A 25,029-nucleotide genomic window follows, 5' to 3' on the forward strand; every position below is an offset into this window, starting at 1 on the left:
TAATTACTAATAATATCGTTCTGTTGTCCTAAGATTATTAGATAGATAGTCTAATTTAAAATGGAAAATGATTATGAAGATGAAGAAAAACTAAGTATTTGATTCTGATTTGCATACCTTCTAAAAAGTTATAATTGATATTATAGTTGAATTTAAGTAATACTATAATCTTTCATTTTTCACTTCTTCTAGATTTTATAGTAGGGTTAAGCTTGGCAAATTTGGATCTGTTCTTAACAAAAACAACAAGACTTAATAGAATTATGGAGGGTCTATGGTGAATAATTTATTTGAACAAATTGATCTAAAACCTTTTCATTGGATTTATCGAAGAGTATCTGAAGAAAACTTTCAAGGTTTTTATCATTGGCATCAAGGATGTGAAATATTATTTGTTTATCGTGGGCAAGGTCGTGTAATTGTGAACCAACAGTCATACGAAATAAAAAAAGGCATGCTTTTCTTTTTTCAACCGTTTCAATTACACAAGGTATATGTTGATGTCTCCCCTCACACTCCTTATGAGCGGAGTATCTTGCACTTCGATCCATTATCTCTTGGGAGAAATTTGCACTTTTTTCCAGGTCTTAGTGGGTTATTAAAGCAATTGCAAAATGGTATAAATGAACCACAAGCATTTGATCTAAAAGATGCCTTTCCATACATAAACGATATATGCGAGATATTTAATAAATCGTTACAAACAAGCAACTGGGAAGAGGATAGCCAGCTTTTTCTAATGCAAATACTCTCTTGTATCCGTTCAAATATTCATGATGTTCAGTTAAATACATCCTCTAATAAAGAATTCCGTTCACTTTACTACTCAGAACGTATTATGCTTTGGATAGAGGAACATTATAAGGAACCATTTGACTTGGGACAATTATCGGATGAACTTCATTTATCAAAATCATATGTCTCCAGAATATTCAAACGTGAAACTGGAAGTAATTTAACTGAATATATTACTATTCGTAGAATCCAACAAGCTTGTCAATTATTACAGATGACTAATAACCCTATAGAAATAGTTAGTCAAAATGTAGGGTTTGAAAGTGTTTCTTATTTTATCCAGTTATTTAAAAAAATGATAGGTACTACGCCACACCAATATAGACTTTCGCAGCAGTCATCCACAAACTAATAGAAACTGTAGTAATATAATAGTTCCAATACCCTAAAGAATAGACGGAAAACAAAAACGCTTGGATATTAAAAATCCAAACGTTTTTGTTTTTATCTAGTTTCAAAAGTATCCATCACTTAGAGACGGACCAAAAGAATGGAAACAACTTGATTGTCAAGGTTATTATATTTAATAAGAGATTTTCAAATATGAAATGAGACCCATCTTATAATACTCGAATTGGCCAACTAATTGTGTTTCATAGTTTATACACATAACTAATAAAAGACCTTACCATTTGTATTGCTTCCTTTATCCTCACATGTCAACGTTATGGAAAACTTGTTGAACATCCTCTAAATCTTCTAAAGCATCAATCATTTTTTCAAATTGTTCTTGTCCATCAGCAGGAAGTTCCACGTCACTTTGAGCAAGCATTGTTAATTCTGCTACAGAAAATTCTGTTACACCAGCATTTTTAAATGCCTCTTGAACTGCGTGGAATTGATCGGGTTCTGCATATACAATCACAACATCTTCTTCTTCGATAATATCACGCGCGTCCAAATCAGCTTCCATTAGTATCTCAAGCACATCATCTTCCGTTTTACCTTCCACACCAATTACTGCAGTAGCATCAAACATATAAGAAACAGAACCGCTAACACCCATGTTTCCGCCATTTTTGTTAAAGGCCGCGCGCACTTCTGATGCTGTACGATTAACGTTATTTGTAAGGGTATCTACTATAACCATTGATCCGTTTGGCCCGAACCCTTCATAGCGTAGTTCATCGTAATTTTCTTCTGAACCACCCTTTGCCTTTTCGATGGCACGGTCAATAATATGTTTCGGTACATTGTACGTTTTGGCACGTTCAAGAACAAATTTTAATGTTTGGTTAGATTCAGGATCAGGTTCCCCTTGTTTGGCCGCAACATAGATTTCACGTCCAAATTTAGCGTAGATTCGACTAGTATTTTTATCTTTTGCGGCTTTCTTTTCCTTAATATTATTCCATTTACGTCCCATTTAAGTTCACTCTCTTTCAACTTTAATGTCTGATTAACAGCAACATATCTATTAACCAATAAAATATAGTAAAATTTCCATTAATCACAAACTATATTATACCTCATAAACAGTATTTGTTAATAGTTATACTAGACATTTACTAGAGACGGTTGAATATCTTCATTCTTTGTTCACTATTTGCTACACTATACCTTGGAAAGTAAAAGGAGGAAAAGGAGAGCTAAATGAAAAATTACGCATTAGATCACATAGGCATAGCTGTTCGTCAGTTAGAAGATATGATTCATTTCTACCAAAATATATTAGGTGCTCAATTAATAGATCGATACAGGAGTGATGCAAAAGGAGTAGAAAGTGAAATAGCTATAATGGAGGTGAATGGGCAGAGAACAGAATTATTAGCTCCAACAAATAATACAACTTCACCTATTGCTCGCTTTATAAAGCAAAAAGGAAAAGGTGTCCATCACATCGCATACTGTGTTGGTGATCTCGATATAGCATTAAAAGATTTAGAAGAAATAGGAATTCGTACTATGCCTGAAACCTTAAGAACGAATAAGCATGGAAGAAGATTGATCTATCTGAACCCTGCTGATACAGAGGGAACCATTATAGAATTTTGTGATTACCCTAATCTTTAATTCCTGTCGTTACAACTATTTGTAATATGCGGTACTTAGACAAGTTATTACAAAATATACTGTAACCATATAGGAGAGGGGGATGTTTTCTGAAATACTTAGATTGGCAGCTAATATTTTTTGTTGGTACTTCCCTAGCGCATGAATATTGGACTACATTAGGACTCCCTCAAGTTTATTATTGGGAAGTAAAACGGGAACATAACAACTTACTAAATAAAGAGATAAAATAGCATTAAACTAACACTAAGTCGTAAGCATGTATAATTAAAAAAGCTTGGCAAAGTCAAGCTTTTTTTCATTTTCATTTAGACCCAGTTAAATTTATCCCATAATTAGAAGTGTAGGTAAGTTAATAATGGTGTTTTAAATTACTCCATCCTATATAAAACAGGTCCCTCTATTGGGACCTGTTTTACATTGTACTTTTAATCCCTTTTTTTACTAGTATCATATTCGCAGGGTAACTAGTTATAAAGCCTAAAATCATAGCAATTTGCATCATCAGCCAGTAAGTAGGTTCACTAGGTATAGGGGGATTATTAAAAGTAAGATGCACGATGGCCATCCAACCAAACATCCCTATTTCAAATGCTATTAAAGACAATGAATCAGCCTTAAGTGAAGCTTTTAAAGAATGTTTAATCCCTTTTTCTTTGTTCATCGGATAAAGAGCTAACAGCTGGAATACAATTCCAAAGATAAAAGCCAAAACAAATTCTAATACATAATGGGCAAGTAATGTTGATTGAAAAACTGTCCAACCTGTTAAAGCAATGATCGGAACACCAATTGCATCCCCCATCGAACAGCCAGAAGAGCAGTGACTCGTTGAAACAAATACTTTTTCTTTTAAGCCAAGATTAGATTGCTTGGTGTTATCTTTTGCCTTTAACCTTCCCCATCTAAAATATGTCCAAATCGCTATTGGGCCAAGAAACCAACCATTTATCGGCCAGACTACGTTCATTACTTTCATCATTTGCGGATGTTTTCTCACATCCAAAGCAATCACTATGGAAGATAAGATACCTATCCCTAACGTTAACCATGAAACAATAGTTAACAAATTATCCCTCCTAAAAAGTGTATAGGTATCTTTTCCCTATCTCTCTACTCATTAATCATTACTTGTTTACATAATATGATTATTGACAACTCGTGAACTTTATATATTTCTCACATAAATTTCTAACAATTTGGGATAATAAAAATGGAGGTGTATAATATGACAAATCCATACTTATGTCCAAATTGCAAAACAAATCGCTCTAGATTTAATGTAATTGAACAAGTCGTTACTCCTGTAAAGCTTCACCCACAATCAGGAGAAGTTACAGAGCAATACACAAACGATAACTTAGACCCCTTCCATACTGCTTATAATGGACCTAGTCACCGCGTTCAATGTGGTGCTTGCGGGTTAGTAGAAGATGAAATAAGATTCATTAAGCAAGCTGAATTAAATAATAAAAAATAGTAGGGCTCTATTGCCCTGCTATTTTTATTATTATTGCCATTTTTCTTGTAATTGTTTGATTTCGTCTTGTTGGGTTATGCCAAGATCATCTGGCGTTTCCAAAATAAAGGGTATCTCTTTAATAAAAGGTGATGAGAGCAACTTATTCCATTGATCCTCCTTAATTTTACCATTATAAAAGATATTAGCATGACGGTCTTTTCCTGATCCCACTTCATATTTGGAATTATTAAAATGTATCGCAACCAGATGATCAAAGTATTCCAGTTCATTCGCTTTGTCTGCAAAGTCGTCCCAGTTATCTCCGGTCCAGATTCCACTTGCAAACGCGTGACAGGTGTCAAAACAGAACCCTATTTTATCAGGATAATCTACCAACTTCCTAACCTGTGTAACTTCTTCTATTGTTGTGCCCATAACACCTGGAATTCCGACATTATTCTCTATTAAAACCTTACAATTACCAGACCACGCTTCAAGGGTTTGATTCAATGTCTCGATCATCAACTTATAACTATTAAGCGGATTGTCATCGTCCTTGTCTTTCCCAAAATGAACGACAACGCCAATTGACCCACAGGCTTCTGAAATATCTAAATCATTCAAAAGTGAATCCACCACATTTTGTTTCTTATCAAAGGTTGGTGTAAGATTTGTCGGATATGGTGAATGCGAAATAGAGATCATGCCGTTCTCTTTACAATATTTTTTGCAAAGTGCGGCATCTGCTTTGTCATAATCCTTTACAGTTAAACTTCTAGGGTTTTTAGGAAAATATTGAAATGCTTGACAGTTGTATTTTTTGGCAAGTTTTGCAGCACCTAAATAACCATTTTTAATGCTGACATGGCATACAAATTTCATAGTACCCACCTTTGTTATTTTTGGCATCCTGTACAAAAATATGTCTTTCTTGAAGAAACTTCTTCCTTGATAATTTTGTTCCCACACCTACTACAGTTATCACCCTCTCTGTTATATACATGGAAGGATGTTAAATAGCTACCTGTTTTCGTATCATCCTTATATAGACGTTCATCCATGTAACCACCACCACTTATCGCTTGTTGAAGTGTAGCTCTAATGGATTGGTAAAGAGTAATTAATTCTTGCTCGGATAACTCGTTTATATTATGCGTGGGTAACAGCTGCGCTGACCAACAGATTTCATCCGAATAACGGTTGCCAATCCCCGCTAAAAAATGTTGATCAACTAAAGTTGTTTTCAGTTTTCCTCGTTTATTTTTAACTATCTCAAGAAATTGATCTGTTGAAAAGTTAATATCTAATGGCTCTGGACCAAGATCAGATAATTTTTCTACTACTTGTTGTTTAGTAAGGAGATGGAGATACCCTAACCGCAGTCCAATAAAATATAAACTTTCCTCCCCAAATGAAAGTTGTACTTGGATGGTACGATCTGGTTTATCTTCCTCATTTCCATAAAACATCCACCCACCTAACATTAAATGTAATAAAAGGACATCCCCACTTTGTAAATGAAAAACTAAGTGTTTTGCTCTCCGTTCTATTGCGATAATCGATTGCATTTTCGTTCGATTTATAAATTCATTTACGCTTAGATTAACTGATTTGGCACGGTTTACTTCTATCCTTTTAATTGCTTTATCTTTAATTTTGTCTGTTAGTAACGTTCTATAGTTTTCCATCTCTGGAAGTTCTGGCATGTCAAAATCCCTCCGATTCCTGTATTATTGCCTAAATGAAGTGAAAAATGAGAATAGAATAAAACGATGAAATTTGAAAGGAGTTTTCCTTTGAAAAAAGATGATTTCCACCAATTACTTAAAGAACATACCATCTATCAGGTTATAACTGGATCCACCGCGTATGGTCTTGCTAATAAAGACAGTGACATTGATGAGAAAGCGTTTGTTATCCTTCCTGCTCCGTTCACCTTAACATTGGGACATGAATGGGAAACAGAAACATTACATAAACCAGATATAGAATATCACTCTTTAAAAAAAGCAATGAACCTTCTCAAAGCACAAAACCCTACTCTGTTAGAAACCTTGTTTGTGGATGACAAATTTATTAAAAAACAAACATCTATAGGTCAAACACTAAGGGATCATAGACATTTGTTTCTCTCACAAACCTGCTATTATACGTTTGGAGGTTATGCTAAAGACCAACTAAAGCGAATAAAAACTAATTTGCAACACCAACAAAAGTTAAACTTATGTAGCATAAATGATTCCTTGAAACAGTTTCAGAATAATATGAACGATAAGTATGGACCAATAAATACGCAAAATGTAATCATAAAGCGAAACGATAAAGATAATTTTGTTGAACTATCGATTCCGAGTTCCATCCCTTTAGCTGACATTAATCAGTTAACCAATGATCTAACATCCCTTTTAAAAAAGGATAGCCATCATAAAAAGAAAGAGACAGATCCTCAAAGGTTATTCAAGCATGCCATGCATTTAGTTCGTTTACTTCTCACTGGAATAGAAGTATTAGAAGCAGGTACACTAACTGTTTATCATGAACAGAACCAATTGTTGTTACGAAATGTTAGAAATGGCGACATGACATGGGAAGACATTTTTAACCTTACCGATAATCTGTTAGACAAATTGGAAAAAGCAAAGGAGTCTTCCTCTCTACCTGAACAAACTGACTATAAGAAAATTAATGACCTATATTTTTACTTAATGAGTCGATATTACGGGTTGGGAACTAATAAATATTTTTAGAGAATAGATAAGGTACAAAAAACCATTGACTGTTCCCCTCTTCAAGCCTATAATAATCTAGTTTATAAGACTTATTATGGAGAGGCGAAAGCAAAATGAATATGGTTACATTTAACCCGTTCCGTACGATCGGGATCCCAGGTGTGAAATACATTAAACCAGAGCAAAGTTTCCGTGAAATAGATACATTAAAAGGTGCAGACGTATTGCTATTTCCTGAGAACTGGCAAACTACGTTTTTAGCCTATGGTGTTAAGAAACCTATTTTTCCAAGTATTGAAACAATACAATTAGGATATAGCAAAATAGAAATGACTCGAGCCTTATGGACCGTTTGTCCAGAACATGTTCCCTACACTGAAATTCTTGCCAACACACGCACAAATCAAGCCAATATTCTAGACACCTTTCCCTTTCCGTTTGTTGGTAAAGAAGCTAGGAATTCTATGGGTAAAGGCGTTTATTTAATTAAAAATAAAGAAGACTTTGATGACTACTGTGAAAAAACAGACACACTTTATGTACAAGAATACCTTCCGAATGAAGATAAGGATCTAAGAATTTGCATTGTTGGAGAAGAAATTGTGGCTAGTTATTGGAGAACTGGGGCTGAAGGTGCATTTCTTCATAATGTAGCTCAAGGAGGAGAATTGTGCTTTGATTTCATACCACAAGATTCCTGTGACTTGGTTTTACAAGTTGCTAAACAACTAAATATTAACCATGCTGGATTTGATATTTTATATTCGAATGGAAAAGCATACATTCTTGAATTTAACGTTTTGTTTGGGAATCAAGGAATTAGAGAACAAGGTATATCAATCGAAAATAAGATATACGAATACCTGTTGAAAACGATTCACCGTCCATACCCAACAGCACCACTCACTCCATTAAAAGGAATTTCTTAATAAATTAATAGAACATGTAATCTTCAGTAGAAATTTTCAGGCAAATTCCTTTATTTCATTGCAAGGGCAATTAATGTTTGATATAGTGGTATCTAACAAAAGAATAATGCTTTACTTCAATAAATTAATTGAAGTGAGGATAGAGGTGCAAAGACCATAAGTAAGTAGTTTGAGGAGAATGAGCCCATTGAAGACTACTGAAAGGGGAATTTGCCGAAGCGGGCAGAAGCTCATCATTCTGCTTCGCTGGTTCTGTATTGAATAAATACAGAGCTGTCATATAGCTACCTATACGCTATATGGAGGGCTATCTCACGCATCATAACGGAAAATAATAGTGATGCAACAACGATGCCCTTCGTTGTTGCTTTTTTTGTACTATTAAGATTTATGGTGTTGGAGGAAAAAACGAATGCTTACGCAATACAAATATGTTTTTCTTACCTTCATCCGTTCCTAGTGATGAGATACCCTCTATTCATACTGTTATTGGTTGTTAGAACGTTTGTTTTTAATCTATGAATAGAGGTGATGAAAATGGATTTTGGTCGTGTATTAACAGCGATGGTGACTCCATTTGACCAAAATGGAAATATTGATTATGGAAAGACAGAAAGATTAATTAATCACTTGCTCGCCAATGGCACAGATGCCTTAGTGGTAGCTGGTACTACTGGTGAGTCTCCAACTTTATCAAAAGAGGAAACACTAGCTTTACTAAAGTTTGTCGTAAAAACGGTGAAGAATCGTGTCCCAGTAATTGCAGGAACTGGCTCAAATAACACTCAAGCATCTATTGAGCTAACAAAGCAAGCTGAGACAATTGGTGTGGATGGAGTAATGTTAGTTACACCATATTACAATAAACCTTCCCAAGAGGGAATGTACCAGCATTTTAAAGTAATTGCTGCAGCTACCACTCTCCCTGTTATGCTTTATAATATTCCAGGAAGAAGTGTAGTTAATTTAGAACCAGAAACGGTAATCGAACTTTCAAAAATAGATAATATCGTCTCCATTAAAGAAGCAAGTGGCGATTTAGACGCTGTTACAAAAATTATTAACGAAACGGCAGATTCTTTCACCCTATATAGTGGTGATGATAGTTTAACTTTGCCAATTCTATCCGTAGGTGGACACGGAGTTATTTCTGTTTCCTCTCATATAATTGGTAATGATATGCAAGAGATGGTACGTAGCTTTATGTCAGGAGATCCTAGGAGATCAGCATCTATCCATCAAGCAATTCTTCCCATTATGAAAGCTCTATTTATGGCACCGAATCCAACAGCTGTTAAAGAGGCTTTAGGATTGGTTGGTTGGGATGTTGGTTCTGTGAGATTACCATTAGTCCCTTTAAATAAAGAGGAAAAGCAAGTTCTTGAGCATTCTATTCATTTTTTACGAAATTATAACGTTGGATAAGAAAAAGAAATAGTTAAGGCCCAATAATTATTAAATTGGGCCTTTATTTGTTCATGATGATTGTTGGAATCTCCCATTTTAGAGATAGGGGGCTTATGTGTAATCAGTTCCATCGCCTTCAGTCGCAACCTTAGACCTAGACCTCTTGCTCTTATTAACTAATATAATTGTTCATAAACACCATTTAGTTGATATCCACGTTCAAAATCTCCTGATTCATTAGCATGATTCATTTCTTTGTCAAGTAACTGCGTAAGCAATTGTATGTGTTCTTGCCCTAGGTCATCTACAAATTGTCTTTCTGAAGCATATTGTTTTTGCTCAAGAATACTTGTTATATCTCGAACTGCTTCGCTTTCTTCCGCATAGTTTGACAGCACTTCTCTTAAATACGCCAAATTTTGATCCATTATTTTGTCACCTCTCTAGTTGTAGTTCAATCTCGTCACTAGATTTAGGATATATATAACTGACTAAAAATATGCGTAAAAAAACCCCTTATTTAAGGGGTTTACCTTTTACCTTCTGTTAATCGTTGGATAAGAGCCGCTAATAATAATGTTCTAGGTACGAGTGAATCAATCTCTAAATACTCTTTTGTGCTATGGGCGTTACCACCGATCGGTCCAAGTCCATCTATAGTCGCAACACCAATAGCTGCAGTAAAAGATGCATCAGATCCTCCACCTGTAGCGGTATCATCGATTGTTACATCAACATTGTTTCCAACTTCTCTTATTATTCTAAGAAGTTTCCTTGTTTTCTCATTCTTTTCCATCGGTGGTCTATTTATTTCACCGTGTATCGATACTTTTGTACCAGACACATCTGTTGATGCACAAATTTGTTCTAATCTCTCAGTTAATGGTTCTGCTTGTTCCATTTCAGAAAAACGAATGTCTATTTGAGCACTTGCATGATCAGAGACTGTATTAACGGAAGAACCACCTTCTATTACACCTACATTAACATTAATACCTTGGTCTGGATCAGATAACTCGTGTAGTTGAATAACCTTATGTGCTAATTCTTCAATTGCACTTCTACCTTTTTCTGGTTCAATTCCTGAATGAGCTGCTCTTCCAGTCACTTCTAGCACATAGTTTCCTTTTCCACGCCTTGCAGATACGATCGATCCATTTTTTCTAGCAGGTTCCATGACTAGCGCATATTTTTTGTTCCTGGCATGCTTTTCTATTAAGGAACGAGAAGTTAAGGAGCCGACTTCCTCATCGCTATTAATTACTATTTCAACATTTTGAAAACCTTCGTTTCCACTATTCATTAACGTTTTCATCGCATATAATACAGAAACAAGACTAGCCTTCATATCGATCACTCCGGGTCCGAAAGCCTTATTCCCTTCGACATGAAATGGTCTTTCATCTACAGTTCCTTTTGGAAAAACGGTATCCATGTGAGCAGCAATAATAATCGAAGGTCTATTACAGTTCGCGTGCTTAATGACCAAATGATTTCCAAATTCTTCTTCTTGATAAACTTTAACCTCAAATCCCATTTGCTGATATTCTGACGTTAAGATTTCGCCAATCCTATCAACACCTTGCTTATGATAAGTTCCGCTATCAATGTTAACCAATAGCTCAAGTAAATGAAGCATATTTTTTTTGTGACTCTCTAAAAACTCCTTCATTCTTTCTTCCCCTGTCTTTCACATAACGTTATATAGTAAGAAAATAATACTATAATTTTTAAATATTATCTATAGTGAATAGATATGCATTCGTTTAGTTGGTTGTGAGATACGTTTTCCCATCTTTTTGTTCAATTTTCCTGTCTTTCATTAATTTACCTAACGCCCTCTTAAATGCTGCCTTACTTATGTTAAATGTACCTTTAATGTCCTCTGGATCACTCTTATCGCCGAACCCCATAACACCGTTGTGATCACTAAGGTATTGTAAAATCATATCAGAGTCGTCCATCATGGAATGTTGCTTTAATGGTAGTAACGAAACATTTAGACTGCCATCTTCTTTCACATCAATTACTCTTCCATTTACCCATTCCCCTAATCTAGGATCTCGTTTTCTTTCCGTATGATGGATAAAGCCGCGGTAACCTTCCTCAGTTAAGATAACAGCTCCCTCTTTACTTGTTCGAAAAACCCGTCCATTAATTTCTTGATTTAATAAGGAAGCTGGCGCTGTGTCCCATTGTCCTTCGAAATCACCCTCCGTAACTGGTTTTGCAATGAGGCGTCCCCTTTTATCCTTATCTAACGTGACATACAACTCGTCCCCAACCTCTGGCCAAACTCTTTCAATCAATGGTAGGTGATCATTGGAAACTAAAACCTCTTTACTAGTTCCAATATCGACAAAGACACCTAACCCCTTTACAACCTCTACAACTTCGCCCCAATCGAAAATATCAAATTGAACATCGGGAATACTCATCGTTGCAACCACTTGCCCTTTTTTATCATGATAAAGGAATACTTCAACAGTTTGATCTTCGTTTAAATCGCCTTTTATTTCATTTGTATGTAACAGAACTTCTTCTTCCCCATCTGTTAACACGTAACCAGTATCAATTTTTCTTGCTATTTTTAAATTTTGAATGGTGCCTACCTTTAAATTTTTCATTTCATTCAGCCTCTTTCTTATTGGTCTTAAAGTATAGTCTTCTCTTCTCTCTCTTGACATTATACAAGGTTACATTTAATATCACATCATATCCAGAATCATGGTTGTTACGGTTAGGAGAGGATATATTAATGAAGGTTTATGTAGATGCGGACGCATGTCCTGTAAAAGAGATAATTATCGAGGAAGCAAGTAAATATAGCCTTCCCGTTGTGCTTGTTAAAAGTTTTGCTCATTTTTCGCATGATAAAGACCCAGTCGGTGTCGAATCAATCTATGTAGACACTGGAGCTGATTCTGTGGATTACCGTATTATGCTATTAGCAACCTCTGATGACCTTATTGTCACACAGGATTACGGTCTTGCATCACTTGCTTTAGGAAAAGGATGTATTGTCCTGCATCATAAAGGTTTCCAATACTCGATGGAGAACATCGATGAGCTTCTAAACACTCGGCATGCACATGCAAAAGCTAGAAGAAGTGGAGCAAAGACAAAAGGGCCAAAACCTTTTACGGATACAGACCGTCACAAATTCAGAAGTCTATTTAGTAATTTATTATCTAGAACAATTTAATTTCTTTAGATACTATCTTATTTGAGATCTACCATAACTTTATTATGTACGAAAATAAAAATACCAGTCCCAATATGGAACTGGTATATTTCATTTAAAGTTAACAGCCACAATTGCCGTAAATCTTTTAAGAAAGTTTTAAACCACCACTCCTCAAAGTGGGTGTTCGCAGAAACCTTCCTGTCTTCCACACATGTTGGAGGCCTGACATTATTGTTTCAATGTAAAACTCCCTATTCCAGCTTAAAGGTTAAAACTTAATTAGTATTACGAACATCGTAGCTTGTATCATTATAATATCGTATTGTGTTCCATAATTCAATGTTTTTTTTTGGATAGTTATTCAATTTAACTATAACTTTAAACTGTAAACTTAGCGAATATTAATTATCAAGTTTAATAAAACTCTTTAATAAAACACGGAAGATCATATACCCAATTATGCCACCTACAGTATTTAATAAAATATCATCGACATCAAAAGCCCCCACCCTAGCGATTAGTTGTGCAGTTTCTACGGAAACAGATAGTAGAGAACTGAAGATGGTTACAATTCTCGAAGATCTCATTCTACTAAATAATATGGGCAATAAAAGACCTAGTGGAACAAAAGCCAACATATTACCAAAGAAATTATCGGTTAATAAATGTAACCCAAATTTCTCAAACCCACTAACGTATTGATAAATCGACTGGAATGGAATAATGTTGTAATCTATGCTCCCTTTTACTCCTCTTCTGTATGCAGAAAAAAACAATAAATAAAAGAGTACTAGTAAGTAAAGAGAGAAACTGATTGCAGCGAAGAGCTTTATCTTTCCTGAGAAAACATAGTTTGTACTTCTCAACTTACCAATCATTTATTGTTGTCTTTACTTTTCATTATTTTAGCAATTCTACTAATATCCCAACGCTTAGCTGTCTCATCCGCAACGTCATATTCTTTCCCTTCTCTTAAAAGCTGGCCATTATACGTTGTTTGGACTAGCATCTTAACTTTAGCCAATTTGTTCACCTACTTTATTAATTATTTAAAAAATTGAAAAATGAATCCTTTTATCTATCCTAATATGTTATCTTATCCTAATTTATTGTCAAGAATTACGAAAAACGTATGAATCTGGGTATCTGTCCCTTTCAATTATTCTGCCTAATACATATGCTACTAACGCATAACCCATTAGATAGAATCCCTAAAGGGGAGGAAGGAGAATCAGTATGTATCAACATCAACAATACGCAATGCACCCACAAATGAGAGGTGCTAATGATTACAGATATGCAGGAGGCTTTGGACCTGTTGGAGCTGGATTATTAGGTCTAGGTCTAGGTTATCTTGGAGGAGAATTACTTGATAATGGACCTGGATATGGCGGATACGGTCCAGGATTCGGTGGATTCGGACCTGGTTATGGAGCAGGCTTTGGCCCTGGATATGGTGCTGGATTCGGGGGTTATCCTGGAGCAGGATTCGGACCTGGCTTTGGTGGACCAGGTTTTGGAGCAGGATTCGGCGGCTTTGGTCCCGGATATGGAGCAGGCTTTGGCGGATACGGTTATCCTGGATATGATAACGACTTATTTTAATAGATAGTTTAAATAAAGGAACATCCCGTATTTTGTATAAACGGGATGTTCCTTTATTAGTAATAACTGCATAACAGAAACTGAATATCCATGCGCATTAGAAATTTACTAGAAAAAGAACACCTGGGTTTACAACAAGGATGTTAAAAATTAAACAAACGTTTGATTAATTTTATAAATGTAAAAGGTAGAGCGTTTATCATGTACAACTGAAAACGGAAGACTATGGTTTTTACCTTAGTCTTCCTTCCTTTTTAAGACAGTTGTTCGATTGAGTTCGTTATCGATGTGCTACCTGATACAAGATCAAACGATTTTTTGTATGTTCTATTATCATCCAATGCAGCTACCACCACCGAAGCTACGTCTTCACGTGGGATCGATCCTGCCAGCATATTTTCTCCAATTGTAATAGTACCTGTGCCTGGTTCATTTGTTAAACCACCTGGTCTAATAATTGTATAGTTTAATGTACTAGCTAACAATTGTTTATCAGCAAAATGTTTTGCTACATAGTATGGTTTTAATGGTTCATACCAGTTTTCTCTGTTATTTGCTTGAAAGGCACTTACCATAACAAACCGTTCGATACCCAGCTTTTCGGCTGCTTCAATTGTCTTAGCTGCTCCGTCTAGGTCAATTAGTAATGTCTTATCATCACTTGTTCCTCCACCGGACCCAGCTGTAAAAATAATGGCTTCAACATCTCTGGCTGCATTGACGATTTCGTCAACACTACCCTCTAAATCTGCAACAACACTTTCTATCCCTTTAGATTTCCACTCATTAGCCTGGTCTATTTTCCTAACCATTGCCTTCGCTACATGGTTATTTTTAGATAGTTTTTCTACTACATGTTTTCCTATTTGGCCGTTAGCACCTACTACTAAAACTTTCATCTACTCATTCCTTCAGATTATTCTATTCGTCTAACAGGTTCATGCTTAAATATCTCTCACCCGTATCGGGAGCAATGCAAACAACTTTTTTACCAGAACCTAACTTTTTTGCGACTTCGATCGCTGCGAATACGGCTGCTCCAGCTGAAGGTCCTACAAAAATCCCTTCCCTCGACGCTAGCTGTTTAAACGTGTCTATCGCATCCTTATCTTTTATTTGAATTATTTCATCATAAACACTTGTGTTCAGTATACTTGGAACAAACCCCGGGCTTGTTCCAACTAATTTATGTTTTCCAGGCTTTCCTCCTGACAATACAGGAGAACCTTGGGGCTCTACTACAGCAATATGTATTCCAGGAATTAATTCCTTTAGTGTTTCACCTGTACCAGTCACCGTTCCTCCAGTTCCTGCAGTCGCAACAAACCCATCTAGCTTTCCTTCCAGTTGACCATAAATTTCTTGGGCAGTTGTACTTCTATGGATATCTGGATTAGCCATATTTTCAAACTGTTGCGGCATAAAGCTATTAGGAATTTCTTCGCACAGTTCTTTAGCCCGTTTTATAGCACCAGGCATTTTGTCTTCACTTGGTGTTAACACAACCTTAGCCCCATAGGCCTTCAATATGTTGATTCGTTCCTTTGTCATGTTATCGGGCATAACCAAAATTGCTTGATATCCTTTAGCAGCAGCTGTCATTGCTAATCCGATACCTGTATTTCCACTTGTTGGTTCAATAATCGTATCACCCGGGTTAATTACACCTTGCTCTTCAGCAACCTTTATCATATTATAGGCAGCACGATCCTTTACACTTTTGGAAGGATTAAACATTTCTAGCTTTACATATACTTCTGCTGCATCATTTGGAACGATCCTATTTAATTTTACTAATGGGGTATTTCCGATTAATTCGGTAATATTATTTACTACTCTCACACTACACTTTCCTTTCTATGCCAGATTCCTTGTAGGAAGATTTAAAATACTATACTTACTATATTATCAATTGGTTTACCGGTTACCAACCATTTTGATTTACAAACTACTTTATTTTTACAGTGCTTTGGTTAATCCACTCCACACTAGAATGATTTCGTAAATCTCTCATTAATTGAAAGAGCGCTTCATCTTTCTGTTTTGCTTCAATCATACAATCAACTTGAGGTGTAGTACCATTAACCCTTTTAGCAAATTCTAAAAACATAGACGAATCAACAAAATCAGCATGATGGCGAAACTGTTTATCATTTTTAGGACTAGAAAGGTGAACTTTAATAGGTAAAGCTGAATTGTCCCAACTTTTTAATATTCTGTCCCAATAAATAATCCAATCTTCTTCCCTATGATTTGCCAGGTGATGATGGAGATCAAACACGAGTGGAACAGCTAATTTTTCAGATAAGTATAAAGCATCCTCAACATCAAATGTTTTATCATCATTTTCTAAAATGATCATTCGCTGAATTCGTCTCGAGATTCTGCCCCAATTTTCAACGAACCGTTCCAATGCGTTTGGCTTATCTCCATAACTCCCACCTACGTGTAGGACACAGCGATGCAACGGATCTAACCCCATAGCTTTTAAAAGGTCATAATGATACTTGAGGGTTTGAACGGAACTCTTTACTATGTCTTGTTTCGGTGAATTCAACACAACAAAATGGTCAGGGTGAAAGTCAATTCTCATTGCCTTTTCCTTTGCATAATTACCTAGTTTTTCTAAACTGACTTTCACTCCTTTTAGATAATCCCAATCAGAAAGTTCCTCATGAGTAGCAAGTGGTACTAGCTTTGAGCTTAGACGAAAAAGTGAAATATCAAAAGCATGGTTATGCTTTAACAGCCGGAGACAGTTTTCCACGTTTCGATTAGCAATCAACTCCAATTTCCTGATTGCAGCTTCACGGTTTGTCTGCTGACTGAAATTTTTATAGGTCATCGTTTGTGACGGTGAACTATTTTTTACATGCACGCTCATTGCGACATAACCAAATCGAAATATAGTCATTTATATCCCTCCAACAACAAACATATTGCCTTATTATCACCTATTTATGTCGGATTATTGATACATCTTTCAGTTAATTGGTGATACTGTCAATTCTTGCGCTTTCCCAGGAAATGAACTGTTTGAGTGTACGGTATTCAATTCGAAAATAGAAACAGTAGAATAATGAAGAGTAATTCAAAGGTAGGATAACAAGGCTTTAATACTTATAAAGGTTTTGGGTTCGCAATATTTTTCGTTTGCTTCTTATCCCTAAAACGTTAATTATCGTTATAAAATATTACCAATTAATACTATGATGGAAAAGGTTGTCTTTATATTATCAGCAATGCCAAAGCGTTCATGTTGACTAACATCCTGTTTTTTTAATATATAGACGAAGAGGAAACAGCAGTAATCACTACTATATACTCTAGCCTTTTAGCTTTGTTAAGTATCCCGGTTATATCGTTGCTCACGAATTGGTGGTTGTAGAAACATTTCGTCTGGAAATATTTACTCCTATAAGACTACGAATACTTTTCGGTATAATAGTAAGCTAGATGGAGGTGATTAAGTTTGTCAGATGTTAAGTACTATGTCTTCTTTGATTTTGAAATGCTCTGTTCAAACAGAGGGATGCTTCAGGAGGAAATGGAGGCTATTAGGCTTGGTGCAGTAAAGTACGAACTTGCAACAGAAAAAGTAACCAGTTTTGATGCGTATATCCGTCCTTTACAACAAAAGAAATTAACGCCATTCTGTAAGCAGCTAACTGGAATTCAGGATTCAGATCTAGTAGGTGCCCAGACCTTTGATCAAGTTTTCTCCAATTTTCTTACTTGGGTTGGAGGGGTTAAAAAGACGAGGTTTTTTTCTTGGTCAAAAAGCGATCTTCAACGCCTAAAATTAGATTCTCAGTTACACGATATATCTATCAGAACTGTAGAAAAAATAGAAAATAGGTATGTGGATTTCCAAGCTATTCTCACAAAACGAGTAACAAAAGAAAATCTATCCGTTCAGAATGCCTTAGAATTATATGATATGACCTTTGTAGGGGAGCAACATAACCCTATGTACGATGCATTTAACACACTACGTATTTATTTAAACTTTCTTAACTATCCAATAAAGTCTGATCTTCTGATGATAGATCGTTATATATTACAAGGTCAATTAAAACGTAATAAATCAATTAATGAGCAAGTAAAACAACTAATGAAATTAGATTTAGAATCTCTATTGGTTGAATTACATGATATGTACCGCTTACGTAATGCTCAGAAGTTACTGAAGAAGGTAAAGCGGTTAGTTAAAAAATATGAAAATATTTCTATAAACCGTTCTGGCATATTTAATGATGATCTTATTGAATCAGTTAGTTTACTGAAAGTTTTTTATGATGAACTTCGATCTACCTACAATTATCACTTTAAGCATGCTGCGAAAATAATGATAATTGATGAGCATTTAGTTTCACCGATAAAACAATTAGCTGTTTGAAGCAGAAGGGAATCTTCCTGCTTCGTACATATATTAAAACAACGGAATGCCAAATACTAAAACATAAAAATGTGCTCGTAACCTATTACCACAGGAATTCATCTTTTATCACACTATTCTAGGATATGATAGATCCAGTTATATACTAAATAAAAAAAGATCAACATTTGTTGACCTTAAATAACCTCGCTTATCTTACCCTCTAACTGCTTATATTCTTGAAGACAAATATTCTTTAACTCTTTTTTGTCAGATACTTCTAAAAACGATGCCTCTATCCCATTCATAACAAGCTGCGCTAACTCGCTTGTAGTAAATTCAAAATGTTTAGCTAATATCATGTATTCTTTTGTTAAAGTTGTTTTCGAGACTGTCAAATTATCTGTATTGACCGTTACCAACAAACCCTGGTCAAAGTATTCACGAATCGGGTATTCTTTCCAACTGTCTGATGCTTTTGTTTGAATATTACTAATTGGACACATTTCTAATGGAATTCCTCTAGAATACACCTCATTAAATAAACTCATATCTTCTTTTAATCTAACACCATGCCCAATCCTGGAAGCACCTAATTTATGGATAGCATCTTTGATATTGTTTGCCCCTGCCGCCTCACCTGCATGAATCGTAATGGGTAATCCCTTTTTATCAGCAATTTTGAAGACGCTTCGAAATAAATAGGCTGGATAGGAAGCCTCATCTCCTGCTAGATCCACCCCAACTAATCCTGAATTTAAAAAGGATGATGCTGCTTCAATTACTTCCATGTTAACTTCGACGGAGTGATGCCTTAAACAACAAGCAATGGCTTTTGCTCGCACACCAAATGTTTGTTCACCTTTATTTAATCCTTTAATTACAGAGCCAATAACTACTTCAAGACTTAACCCTTTTTGACGGTGCAATTGTGGACCAAATCGGACTTCAATATATTTACAGTTTTGGCTATGTGCTTGTTCAACTAATTCAAAAGCAACTCTTTCCAGTGCTTTTTCTGTATGCAGAACTTGTGAAACTAGGTCAAATTTACTTAGATATGATTTTAAATCAGGGCAGTCATCCTCGATCTGTAAATATGGCTTTAAACTAGAAAGATCAGATTTAGGTAACGCTACTCCTTGCTCAGTAGCTAACTCCAGTACTGTTTTTGGTTTTACACTCCCATCTAAATGCAAGTGTAAATCTATTTTCGGTAAACTTTTCACCACTTGTAACATATTATCCTTTAACAAATTCATTCTCCTTTCAGTAATGAGAATATTGTTACTATTTTAATATGTACGTAAGTATTTTGCCACAATGTTGTTAGTAATATTTACAAGATATTTAATGAATAGTGTTAAGCATCAAAAGCATTCGTATAAATTACTAGATAAAAAAAGAAAGCAAAAAACGAATCGCTTTTTGCTTTCAAAAAGTTAAATTAACAAATTGAACAAGTTTTGATCTTTGTTAATTTCTATATAAGTAAAGCCCTTTTTCTCCATACGTTCAATTAAAGGTTGATAGTCGTTCGTGTGTTTAAGTTCAATTCCAACAAGAACGGGTCCTTTATCTCGGTTGTTCTTTTTCGTATATTCAAAGCGTGTGATATCGTCTGTTTCTCCAAGTACTTCATCCATAAACTCTCTCAATGCACCAGCACGTTGTGGGAAATTAACAATAAAATAGTGTTTATATCCCTCATAAATCAAGGAACGTTCCTTGAAATCTTGCATTCTATCGATATCATTATTACCACCGCTTATAATACACACTATATTTTTTCCTTTAATTTCGTCCTTGTAAAAATCTAGTGCTGCTACTGGAAGTGCACCAGCAGGTTCTGCAACAATAGCATTTTCATTATATAAGTCTAAAAGGGTGGTACATATTTTACCCTCAGCTACCACGGAAATGTCATCAATTATTTCTTGGCCAATTTCAAAGGTTAAATTCCCTACCTTAGCTACACTAGCACCATCAACAAACTTGTCTATTTGACTTAATTTAACTACTTGATTCTGCTTTAATGACTCTTTCATGGAGGCAGCTCCAGCTGGTTCTACTCCAATCACCTTTGTAGATGGGCTGATATTCTTAATGTAAGAACCAACTCCAGATATTAATCCTCCTCCACCCACGGCCATAAAGATGTGTGATACTGGTTCTTCCATACTATCTAGTATTTCAAGTCCAACTGTACCTTGACCAGTAATAGTTCTGTAATCATCGAAAGGATGAATAAACGACATATTGTGTTCATCACAGTATGCCTGTGCTTTTTCATAGGAATCATCAAAGGTGTCACCTGTTAAAATTATCTCGACAAATGGCCCTCCAAAAAACTCTACTCGATTTACTTTTTGACGAGGAGTAGTACTTGGCATAAAAATTTTTCCTTTAATTCCTAAAGCTTTACAAGAATAAGCCACTCCCTGTGCATGATTTCCTGCACTTGCACAAACAACACCATTAACTAGTTCTTCTTTCGGAAGGCTTTGCATAAAATAGTAAGCTCCTCTAATCTTAAAAGAACGAACTACCTGAAGGTCTTCGCGCTTCAAATACACGTTACATTGATAACGTTCTGATAGAATAGTATCTCGCTGTAATGGTGTCTTCACAACAATATCCTTCAATACTTGATTGGCAATGATTATATCTTTAATTTGAATCGGATTTACTTTTGTGCTCATACTTAGGATCCTTCCTACATATAAAATGATTAGACTCATACTACCACACTAATTTAATTAAGAAAACTTAAAAACGCAAAAAATGAAAATTTTCAGACTTTTAATATAAGCAGAGTAAGAAGAAAACAACTACCATTTATGATAGTTGTTTTCCATAGTTCAAAAATTAGAATGCTGCTTGTAAATTTGGAACAATTTGTTTTTTACGTGAAACTACACCTTTTAGTGTTGCTATTCCGCCTTCTAAATTAACATCAAAGGCTTTTTCGACTACTGTTGCAGCGTCCCCTAAAGAAAGTACAACGGAATCGTTATTCAAAATATCCGTTACTACAAAAACGAATAAATCTAATCCTTTACTTGTTATGGTGGATTCAATTGCTTTTTCAATCTCCGCTTTATTAGCAAAGACTTCATCTGTGTCAACCGTGTTTACTTGAGCTACTTCCACCTTTTTATCGCCCATGGTAAATTCTTTTGCATCCAATGTAATTAATTCGGCCACTGTTTTGTCACTTAAATCAGCACCAGCTTTTAACATATCTAAACCGTATTTTTCAGAATCAACACCAGCGATCTCTGCTAATTCTTTAGCTGCTGCTATATCCTCATCTGTACATGTTGGTGATTTGAAAAGTAAAGAGTCTGAGATAATCGCCGAAAGCATTAAACCAGCGATTTCTTTTGAAATAGAAATATTATTTTCCTTATAAAGTTTATTCAATATTGTAGCAGTACAACCAACTGGCTCTGCACGGTAATATAGAGGGTCCTTTGTCTCGAAATTAGCTATTCGATGGTGGTCAATTACTTCTAGCACTTGAACTTGGTCAATATCATTTGCGCTTTGTTGTTTTTCATTGTGATCAACCAGAATAACTTGATCTGCTTCACTAGAAACACTTTCAACTAACCTAGGAGCGTCTACTTTAAAATAATCTAATGCATATTGCGTTTCTCCGTTAACTTCTCCTAGACGTACGGCCTCTACTTCATTACCCAATTTTGATTTTAAATCAGCATATGCAAGTGCTGACGTAATTGTATCCGTATCCGGGTTTTTGTGTCCAAAAATAAGAACTTTTCCCATAATCAAAACTCCTTATATATCATATTTATGTATTGAAAATCCTTTACTATTGTAACGTAATTCCTTATATTTTTCACTAGTAAGGTTACATTTAAGCAAATTTTGTTACTACTAGTCTTCTATCATAATTCACGATCCTGCTACGACTAAATTCAAATGGGATCGTGAACGAATTGTTATTTTATCTGTCCATCACCGCGAACTATATACTTTGTAGAAGTAAGGGCAGGTAACCCCATCGGCCCTCTAGCATGGAGCTTCTGTGTACTTATTCCTATTTCAGCACCAAATCCAAATTCAAATCCATCTGTGAAGCGAGTTGATGCATTATGATAAACTACAGCAGCATCAATTTTATTGAGGAACTCAACAGCATGCTGGTCGCTTTCAGTTAGAATAGACTCTGAATGTTTGGAACTGTATTTCCGAATATGATTAATTGCTTCATCTAAGGAATCTACAACTTTAACGGCTAAAATCTTGTCTAAAAACTCTGTATCCCAATCTTCTTCCGTTGCAACAGATGATTTAGGAAAAGTAAAGTTTAGTGTAGGATCTAATCGAAGTTCCACATCATTTCCAACTAAATTTTCTAATAACCTACTAATATTATCTTTGCCCCATTGTCTATGAATAACCAATGTTTCAATCGCGTTACAAACAGACGGACGCTGTGTTTTTGCGTTAACTGCTACTTCGAGTGCCATCTTTACATCTGCTGTGGCATCGATAAACAGATGACAATTCCCCGCTCCAGTCTCTATGACAGGCACTGATGCTTGTTCCACAACCGTTTGGATTAATTTCTTCCCTCCTCTAGGTATTAATACATCCAGATAATCACTCATTTTAAACATCTTGGAAGCTGTTTCGCGACTTGTATCCTCTACCAATTGCACGCAATCCTTTGGTAGTTCTGATTTCGCTAGTGCTTGTTGAATAACCTGAACAAGTGCCTGGTTAGAATGAATAGCGGAGGAACTACCTCTAAGTAAAACTGCATTCCCTGTTTTCAAACATAAGCTTGCAGCATCCACTGTAACGTTAGGTCTCGCTTCATAAATCATACCAACTACACCTATTGGTACACTTATCTTGTCAATTTTTAAACCATTAGGTCTTTCCCATGACTCTATAATTTCCCCAATTGGGTCATTTAGTTTTGTTAACTCCCTAAGTGCGTCAGACATATCTGTAATCCTATTTATATCTAATATTAATCGATCTATTAACGACTCGTGAAATCCATTAGCTCTTGCACTGTCGATATCCTTCGTATTCTCATTAATGATAAAGTCTTTCTGCATGAGTAACTCTTCAGAAATCATTTTTAATGCATCATTCTTTTGTTTTGTGGTCTTTTGCCCTAAAAGAATTGCACTATCTTTTACTAATTGTGCTTTATATAATAAATCGCTCATGACTCTACCTCCTCAAATATGATTACTAATCGGTCACGATGAACAGCTTCTGGTTTTCTATGTCTAGTAAGAAGCATAGCCTCTTGGCTCCCCTTACCTTTTATTTCTTTTAATTCGCTGGATGAATAGCTAACTTGCCCTTTCCCAACTATCTGATTATTGTTCCTGATTTCCACTACATCCCCTATGTTAAAATTCCCGTTTATTGTCGATATACCGGCAGGCAGCAAACTTTTCCCTTCGTTTAAAATAGCATGGCGGGCACCATCATCAATTTCAATTGCTCCTGAAATCGAAGAATGAAAAGCTATCCACTGTTTTTGTTTTCGAGGACTCGTTTTCTCAATGTCTCCAATATAGGTTCCTTCACCAGTCCCATCAATAATATCTAAGAGTTTATTAGGTCCTGTACCAGAACCGACAAAAACTTTTACACCAAGCGATAATGCTCTTTTGGCTGCAAGTATTTTTGATTTCATGCCACCCGTACCAAACTTAGATCCTGAATCACTTTTAGTTTGTTCTAAAATATCCTCTGTGATAAATGGCAAATAATCATAGCGAGTAGAAGCTGGATTGATGTGTGGATTATCAGTATAGAGCCCATCAATATCCGTCAACATAACGAGGAAATCTGCGTTAACCAATCCACTAACTAAGGCAGACAACATATCATTGTCTCCAAATGTTAGTTCCTTGATAGATACAGTGTCATTCTCATTTATGATGGGCAAAACCGATCGCTTCAATAACTCGGATAAGGTCGAATAAACATTTGTATATTGTTCTTCATTAACAAACACATCTCTCGTAATTAATAATTGAGCCGCAACGATTTCAAATGACCTAAACACTTCTGTATATGCTTGCACTAATAAACCTTGCCCCACTGCCGCTGCAGCTTGTTTCCCAGCAACAGTTACCGGGCGACTTGGATAACCTAGGTCTGTGAATCCTGCTGAAATGGCACCTGACGATATTAAAATTACTTCATAATTACTTTTTATGAGACGCGCAATAGCTGCAGCATGTTCATTTAGTAATTTTTTATCCAATCCGCCTGTTTTATTTGTTAACGAACTACTACCAATTTTGACTACAATACGTTGTTTTGCCATTTTTATTCACGCCTTTACCATTAATCGAATCGTTAATATATACATTTAAACATCAAAAAAACTCTTTCTGTCCTGTAATTAAGAAAGGACGGAAAGAGTTTGGATCCGCGGTACCACCTTTAGTTGGCAAATATGCCCACTCGGTCCTGTAACGTAGGTAACGGTTAAGTTATTAGCTCAACAGTTCATAGGG

The 25,029-nt window shown here is 35.6% G+C and carries 26 protein-coding genes, 1 other RNA gene, 1 riboswitch and 1 other annotated feature (1 of these 29 running past the window's edge); of the genes, 9 read left to right on the forward strand and 18 right to left on the reverse strand.

Going from position 1 to position 25,029, the window contains the following annotated elements; all coding sequences use genetic code 11:
- The first annotated feature begins 277 nt into the window (after window positions 1-277).
- Entirely contained in the window at window positions 278-1,147 is an 870-nt protein-coding gene (locus H7K77_RS08070) for an AraC family transcriptional regulator (protein WP_186577265.1), read from the forward strand.
- 300 nt (window positions 1,148-1,447) lie between these two features.
- Here H7K77_RS08070 and H7K77_RS08075 read toward each other — a convergent pair whose 3' ends face one another.
- Entirely contained in the window at window positions 1,448-2,161 is a 714-nt protein-coding gene (locus H7K77_RS08075; protein ID WP_186577267.1) for a YebC/PmpR family DNA-binding transcriptional regulator, read from the reverse strand.
- A gap of 227 nt (window positions 2,162-2,388) precedes the next feature.
- Between H7K77_RS08075 and H7K77_RS08080 the strand changes: the two genes are divergently transcribed.
- Window positions 2,389-2,808, forward strand: a complete 420-nt coding sequence (locus H7K77_RS08080) for a VOC family protein (RefSeq protein ID WP_186577269.1) — start codon at window positions 2,389-2,391, stop codon at window positions 2,806-2,808.
- A gap of 415 nt (window positions 2,809-3,223) precedes the next feature.
- On the opposite strand, the gene H7K77_RS08085 is transcribed toward H7K77_RS08080, so the two are convergent.
- The gene (locus H7K77_RS08085; RefSeq protein WP_186577271.1) at window positions 3,224-3,877 is read right to left on the reverse strand and encodes a DUF4396 domain-containing protein; all 654 of its coding nucleotides are present in this window, start codon (window positions 3,875-3,877) and stop codon (window positions 3,224-3,226) included.
- Between the two features lie 159 nt (window positions 3,878-4,036).
- Here H7K77_RS08085 and H7K77_RS08090 point away from each other — a divergent pair, with 159 nt between their 5' ends.
- Window positions 4,037-4,288 (forward strand): DNA alkylation repair protein, encoded by a 252-nt coding sequence (locus H7K77_RS08090; RefSeq protein WP_186577273.1) that lies wholly within the window; start codon window positions 4,037-4,039, stop codon window positions 4,286-4,288.
- A 30-nt stretch (window positions 4,289-4,318) separates the two neighbouring features.
- Here H7K77_RS08090 and H7K77_RS08095 read toward each other — a convergent pair whose 3' ends face one another.
- Window positions 4,319-5,152: a deoxyribonuclease IV gene (locus tag H7K77_RS08095; RefSeq protein WP_186577275.1), complete on the reverse strand. Its 834-nt coding sequence runs from the start codon at window positions 5,150-5,152 to the stop codon at window positions 4,319-4,321.
- A 14-nt stretch (window positions 5,153-5,166) separates the two neighbouring features.
- Window positions 5,167-5,976, reverse strand: coding sequence for an Fpg/Nei family DNA glycosylase (locus H7K77_RS08100; RefSeq protein ID WP_186577277.1), 810 nt, complete (start codon window positions 5,974-5,976; stop codon window positions 5,167-5,169).
- Window positions 5,977-6,066: 90 nt separating this feature from the next.
- On the opposite strand from H7K77_RS08100, the gene H7K77_RS08105 reads away from it, so the two are divergent.
- The 3 genes from H7K77_RS08105 to dapA all read left to right on the forward strand — a co-directional run bounded on the left by H7K77_RS08105 (window position 6,067) and on the right by dapA (window position 9,353).
- The gene (locus tag H7K77_RS08105) at window positions 6,067-7,017 is read left to right on the forward strand and encodes a DNA polymerase beta superfamily protein (protein WP_186577279.1); all 951 of its coding nucleotides are present in this window, start codon (window positions 6,067-6,069) and stop codon (window positions 7,015-7,017) included.
- Window positions 7,018-7,112: 95 nt separating this feature from the next.
- A complete protein-coding gene (locus H7K77_RS08110; RefSeq protein WP_186577281.1) occupies window positions 7,113-7,928 on the forward strand; it encodes an ATP-grasp domain-containing protein in 816 nt (271 codons plus the stop codon).
- 132 nt (window positions 7,929-8,060) lie between these two features.
- Window positions 8,061-8,246: riboswitch (Lysine riboswitch) on the forward strand.
- A 219-nt stretch (window positions 8,247-8,465) separates the two neighbouring features.
- Window positions 8,466-9,353 carry a 4-hydroxy-tetrahydrodipicolinate synthase gene (gene dapA / locus H7K77_RS08115; protein WP_186577289.1) on the forward strand — a complete coding sequence of 296 codons (888 nt, stop codon included), beginning with the start codon at window positions 8,466-8,468 and terminating at the stop codon, window positions 9,351-9,353.
- A gap of 158 nt (window positions 9,354-9,511) precedes the next feature.
- Here dapA and H7K77_RS08120 read toward each other — a convergent pair whose 3' ends face one another.
- The 3 genes from H7K77_RS08120 to H7K77_RS08130 all read right to left on the reverse strand — a co-directional run bounded on the left by H7K77_RS08120 (window position 9,512) and on the right by H7K77_RS08130 (window position 11,962).
- Window positions 9,512-9,763: a sporulation protein gene (locus tag H7K77_RS08120; RefSeq protein WP_186577291.1), complete on the reverse strand. Its 252-nt coding sequence runs from the start codon at window positions 9,761-9,763 to the stop codon at window positions 9,512-9,514.
- A 101-nt stretch (window positions 9,764-9,864) separates the two neighbouring features.
- Window positions 9,865-11,007 carry a M20 family metallopeptidase gene (locus H7K77_RS08125; protein WP_186577293.1) on the reverse strand — a complete coding sequence of 381 codons (1,143 nt, stop codon included), beginning with the start codon at window positions 11,005-11,007 and terminating at the stop codon, window positions 9,865-9,867.
- A 94-nt stretch (window positions 11,008-11,101) separates the two neighbouring features.
- Window positions 11,102-11,962, reverse strand: a complete 861-nt coding sequence (locus H7K77_RS08130; protein WP_186577295.1) for a CvfB family protein — start codon at window positions 11,960-11,962, stop codon at window positions 11,102-11,104.
- Window positions 11,963-12,093: 131 nt separating this feature from the next.
- On the opposite strand from H7K77_RS08130, the gene H7K77_RS08135 reads away from it, so the two are divergent.
- Window positions 12,094-12,540 (forward strand): YaiI/YqxD family protein, encoded by a 447-nt coding sequence (locus H7K77_RS08135; protein ID WP_186577297.1) that lies wholly within the window; start codon window positions 12,094-12,096, stop codon window positions 12,538-12,540.
- Window positions 12,541-12,640: 100 nt separating this feature from the next.
- Here the strand turns inward: H7K77_RS08135 and ssrS are convergent.
- The 3 genes from ssrS to H7K77_RS08150 form a co-directional block, all read right to left on the reverse strand.
- A non-coding RNA gene (gene ssrS, locus H7K77_RS08140) (6S RNA) lies at window positions 12,641-12,828 on the reverse strand.
- Window positions 12,829-12,923: 95 nt separating this feature from the next.
- Window positions 12,924-13,400: a VanZ family protein gene (locus H7K77_RS08145; RefSeq protein WP_186577299.1), complete on the reverse strand. Its 477-nt coding sequence runs from the start codon at window positions 13,398-13,400 to the stop codon at window positions 12,924-12,926.
- Window positions 13,397-13,546 carry a hypothetical protein gene (locus H7K77_RS08150; protein ID WP_186577710.1) on the reverse strand — a complete coding sequence of 50 codons (150 nt, stop codon included), beginning with the start codon at window positions 13,544-13,546 and terminating at the stop codon, window positions 13,397-13,399. The genes H7K77_RS08145 and H7K77_RS08150 overlap by 4 nt, the downstream gene beginning before the upstream one ends.
- A 212-nt stretch (window positions 13,547-13,758) precedes the next feature.
- Here H7K77_RS08150 and H7K77_RS08155 point away from each other — a divergent pair, with 212 nt between their 5' ends.
- Complete coding sequence (locus H7K77_RS08155; protein ID WP_186577301.1) at window positions 13,759-14,127, forward strand: hypothetical protein; 369 nt, start codon at window positions 13,759-13,761, stop codon at window positions 14,125-14,127.
- A 254-nt stretch (window positions 14,128-14,381) separates the two neighbouring features.
- Here the strand turns inward: H7K77_RS08155 and H7K77_RS08160 are convergent, their stop codons facing one another.
- From H7K77_RS08160 to uvsE, 3 genes are all read right to left on the reverse strand, one after another.
- A complete protein-coding gene (locus H7K77_RS08160; protein WP_186577302.1) occupies window positions 14,382-15,026 on the reverse strand; it encodes an SDR family oxidoreductase in 645 nt (214 codons plus the stop codon).
- Window positions 15,027-15,048: 22 nt separating this feature from the next.
- Window positions 15,049-15,969, reverse strand: coding sequence for a cysteine synthase A (cysK, locus tag H7K77_RS08165; protein ID WP_186577304.1), 921 nt, complete (start codon window positions 15,967-15,969; stop codon window positions 15,049-15,051).
- A 106-nt stretch (window positions 15,970-16,075) separates the two neighbouring features.
- A complete protein-coding gene (uvsE, locus tag H7K77_RS08170) occupies window positions 16,076-17,041 on the reverse strand; it encodes a UV DNA damage repair endonuclease UvsE (RefSeq protein WP_186577306.1) in 966 nt (321 codons plus the stop codon).
- Window positions 17,042-17,599: 558 nt separating this feature from the next.
- Between uvsE and H7K77_RS08175 the strand changes: the two genes are divergently transcribed.
- Complete coding sequence (locus H7K77_RS08175) at window positions 17,600-18,526, forward strand: 3'-5' exonuclease (protein WP_186577308.1); 927 nt, start codon at window positions 17,600-17,602, stop codon at window positions 18,524-18,526.
- A 176-nt stretch (window positions 18,527-18,702) separates the two neighbouring features.
- On the opposite strand, the gene add is transcribed toward H7K77_RS08175, so the two are convergent.
- From add to proB, 5 genes are all read right to left on the reverse strand, one after another.
- On the reverse strand, window positions 18,703-19,761 hold the full coding sequence (gene add / locus H7K77_RS08180; protein ID WP_235988880.1) for an adenosine deaminase: 1,059 nt from the start codon (window positions 19,759-19,761) through the stop codon (window positions 18,703-18,705).
- A 186-nt stretch (window positions 19,762-19,947) separates the two neighbouring features.
- Window positions 19,948-21,207 carry a threonine ammonia-lyase IlvA gene (ilvA, locus tag H7K77_RS08185; protein ID WP_186577312.1) on the reverse strand — a complete coding sequence of 420 codons (1,260 nt, stop codon included), beginning with the start codon at window positions 21,205-21,207 and terminating at the stop codon, window positions 19,948-19,950.
- Between the two features lie 166 nt (window positions 21,208-21,373).
- A complete protein-coding gene (locus tag H7K77_RS08190) occupies window positions 21,374-22,297 on the reverse strand; it encodes a manganese-dependent inorganic pyrophosphatase (RefSeq protein WP_186577314.1) in 924 nt (307 codons plus the stop codon).
- A gap of 176 nt (window positions 22,298-22,473) precedes the next feature.
- Window positions 22,474-23,718 (reverse strand): glutamate-5-semialdehyde dehydrogenase, encoded by a 1,245-nt coding sequence (locus H7K77_RS08195; protein ID WP_186577316.1) that lies wholly within the window; start codon window positions 23,716-23,718, stop codon window positions 22,474-22,476.
- Entirely contained in the window at window positions 23,715-24,836 is a 1,122-nt protein-coding gene (gene proB / locus H7K77_RS08200; protein WP_186577318.1) for a glutamate 5-kinase, read from the reverse strand. The genes H7K77_RS08195 and proB overlap by 4 nt, the downstream gene beginning before the upstream one ends.
- Before the next feature lie 81 nt (window positions 24,837-24,917).
- Window positions 24,918-25,029, reverse strand: a binding site (T-box leader); it runs 99 nt beyond the window's last position.

Source organism: Aquibacillus kalidii (assembly GCF_014280935.1).
GTDB lineage: Bacteria > Bacillota > Bacilli > Bacillales > Amphibacillaceae > Aquibacillus_D > Aquibacillus_D kalidii.

Coding starts and splice junctions, on each gene's coding strand:
- H7K77_RS08075 (WP_186577267.1), bottom strand. CDS start 2,161: ATGGGACGTAAATGGAATAATATTAAGGAAAAGAAAGCCGCAAAAGAT.
- H7K77_RS08080 (WP_186577269.1), top strand. CDS start 2,389: ATGAAAAATTACGCATTAGATCACATAGGCATAGCTGTTCGTCAGTTA.
- H7K77_RS08090 (WP_186577273.1), top strand. CDS start 4,037: ATGACAAATCCATACTTATGTCCAAATTGCAAAACAAATCGCTCTAGA.
- H7K77_RS08095 (WP_186577275.1), bottom strand. CDS start 5,152: ATGAAATTTGTATGCCATGTCAGCATTAAAAATGGTTATTTAGGTGCT.
- H7K77_RS08100 (WP_186577277.1), bottom strand. CDS start 5,976: ATGCCAGAACTTCCAGAGATGGAAAACTATAGAACGTTACTAACAGAC.
- H7K77_RS08110 (WP_186577281.1), top strand. CDS start 7,113: ATGAATATGGTTACATTTAACCCGTTCCGTACGATCGGGATCCCAGGT.
- dapA (WP_186577289.1), top strand. CDS start 8,466: ATGGATTTTGGTCGTGTATTAACAGCGATGGTGACTCCATTTGACCAA.
- H7K77_RS08120 (WP_186577291.1), bottom strand. CDS start 9,763: ATGGATCAAAATTTGGCGTATTTAAGAGAAGTGCTGTCAAACTATGCG.
- H7K77_RS08125 (WP_186577293.1), bottom strand. CDS start 11,007: ATGAAGGAGTTTTTAGAGAGTCACAAAAAAAATATGCTTCATTTACTT.
- H7K77_RS08130 (WP_186577295.1), bottom strand. CDS start 11,962: ATGAAAAATTTAAAGGTAGGCACCATTCAAAATTTAAAAATAGCAAGA.
- H7K77_RS08135 (WP_186577297.1), top strand. CDS start 12,094: ATGAAGGTTTATGTAGATGCGGACGCATGTCCTGTAAAAGAGATAATT.
- H7K77_RS08145 (WP_186577299.1), bottom strand. CDS start 13,400: ATGATTGGTAAGTTGAGAAGTACAAACTATGTTTTCTCAGGAAAGATA.
- H7K77_RS08155 (WP_186577301.1), top strand. CDS start 13,759: ATGTATCAACATCAACAATACGCAATGCACCCACAAATGAGAGGTGCT.
- H7K77_RS08160 (WP_186577302.1), bottom strand. CDS start 15,026: ATGAAAGTTTTAGTAGTAGGTGCTAACGGCCAAATAGGAAAACATGTA.
- uvsE (WP_186577306.1), bottom strand. CDS start 17,041: ATGACTATATTTCGATTTGGTTATGTCGCAATGAGCGTGCATGTAAAA.
- ilvA (WP_186577312.1), bottom strand. CDS start 21,207: ATGAGCACAAAAGTAAATCCGATTCAAATTAAAGATATAATCATTGCC.
- H7K77_RS08190 (WP_186577314.1), bottom strand. CDS start 22,297: ATGGGAAAAGTTCTTATTTTTGGACACAAAAACCCGGATACGGATACA.
- H7K77_RS08195 (WP_186577316.1), bottom strand. CDS start 23,718: ATGAGCGATTTATTATATAAAGCACAATTAGTAAAAGATAGTGCAATT.
- proB (WP_186577318.1), bottom strand. CDS start 24,836: ATGGCAAAACAACGTATTGTAGTCAAAATTGGTAGTAGTTCGTTAACA.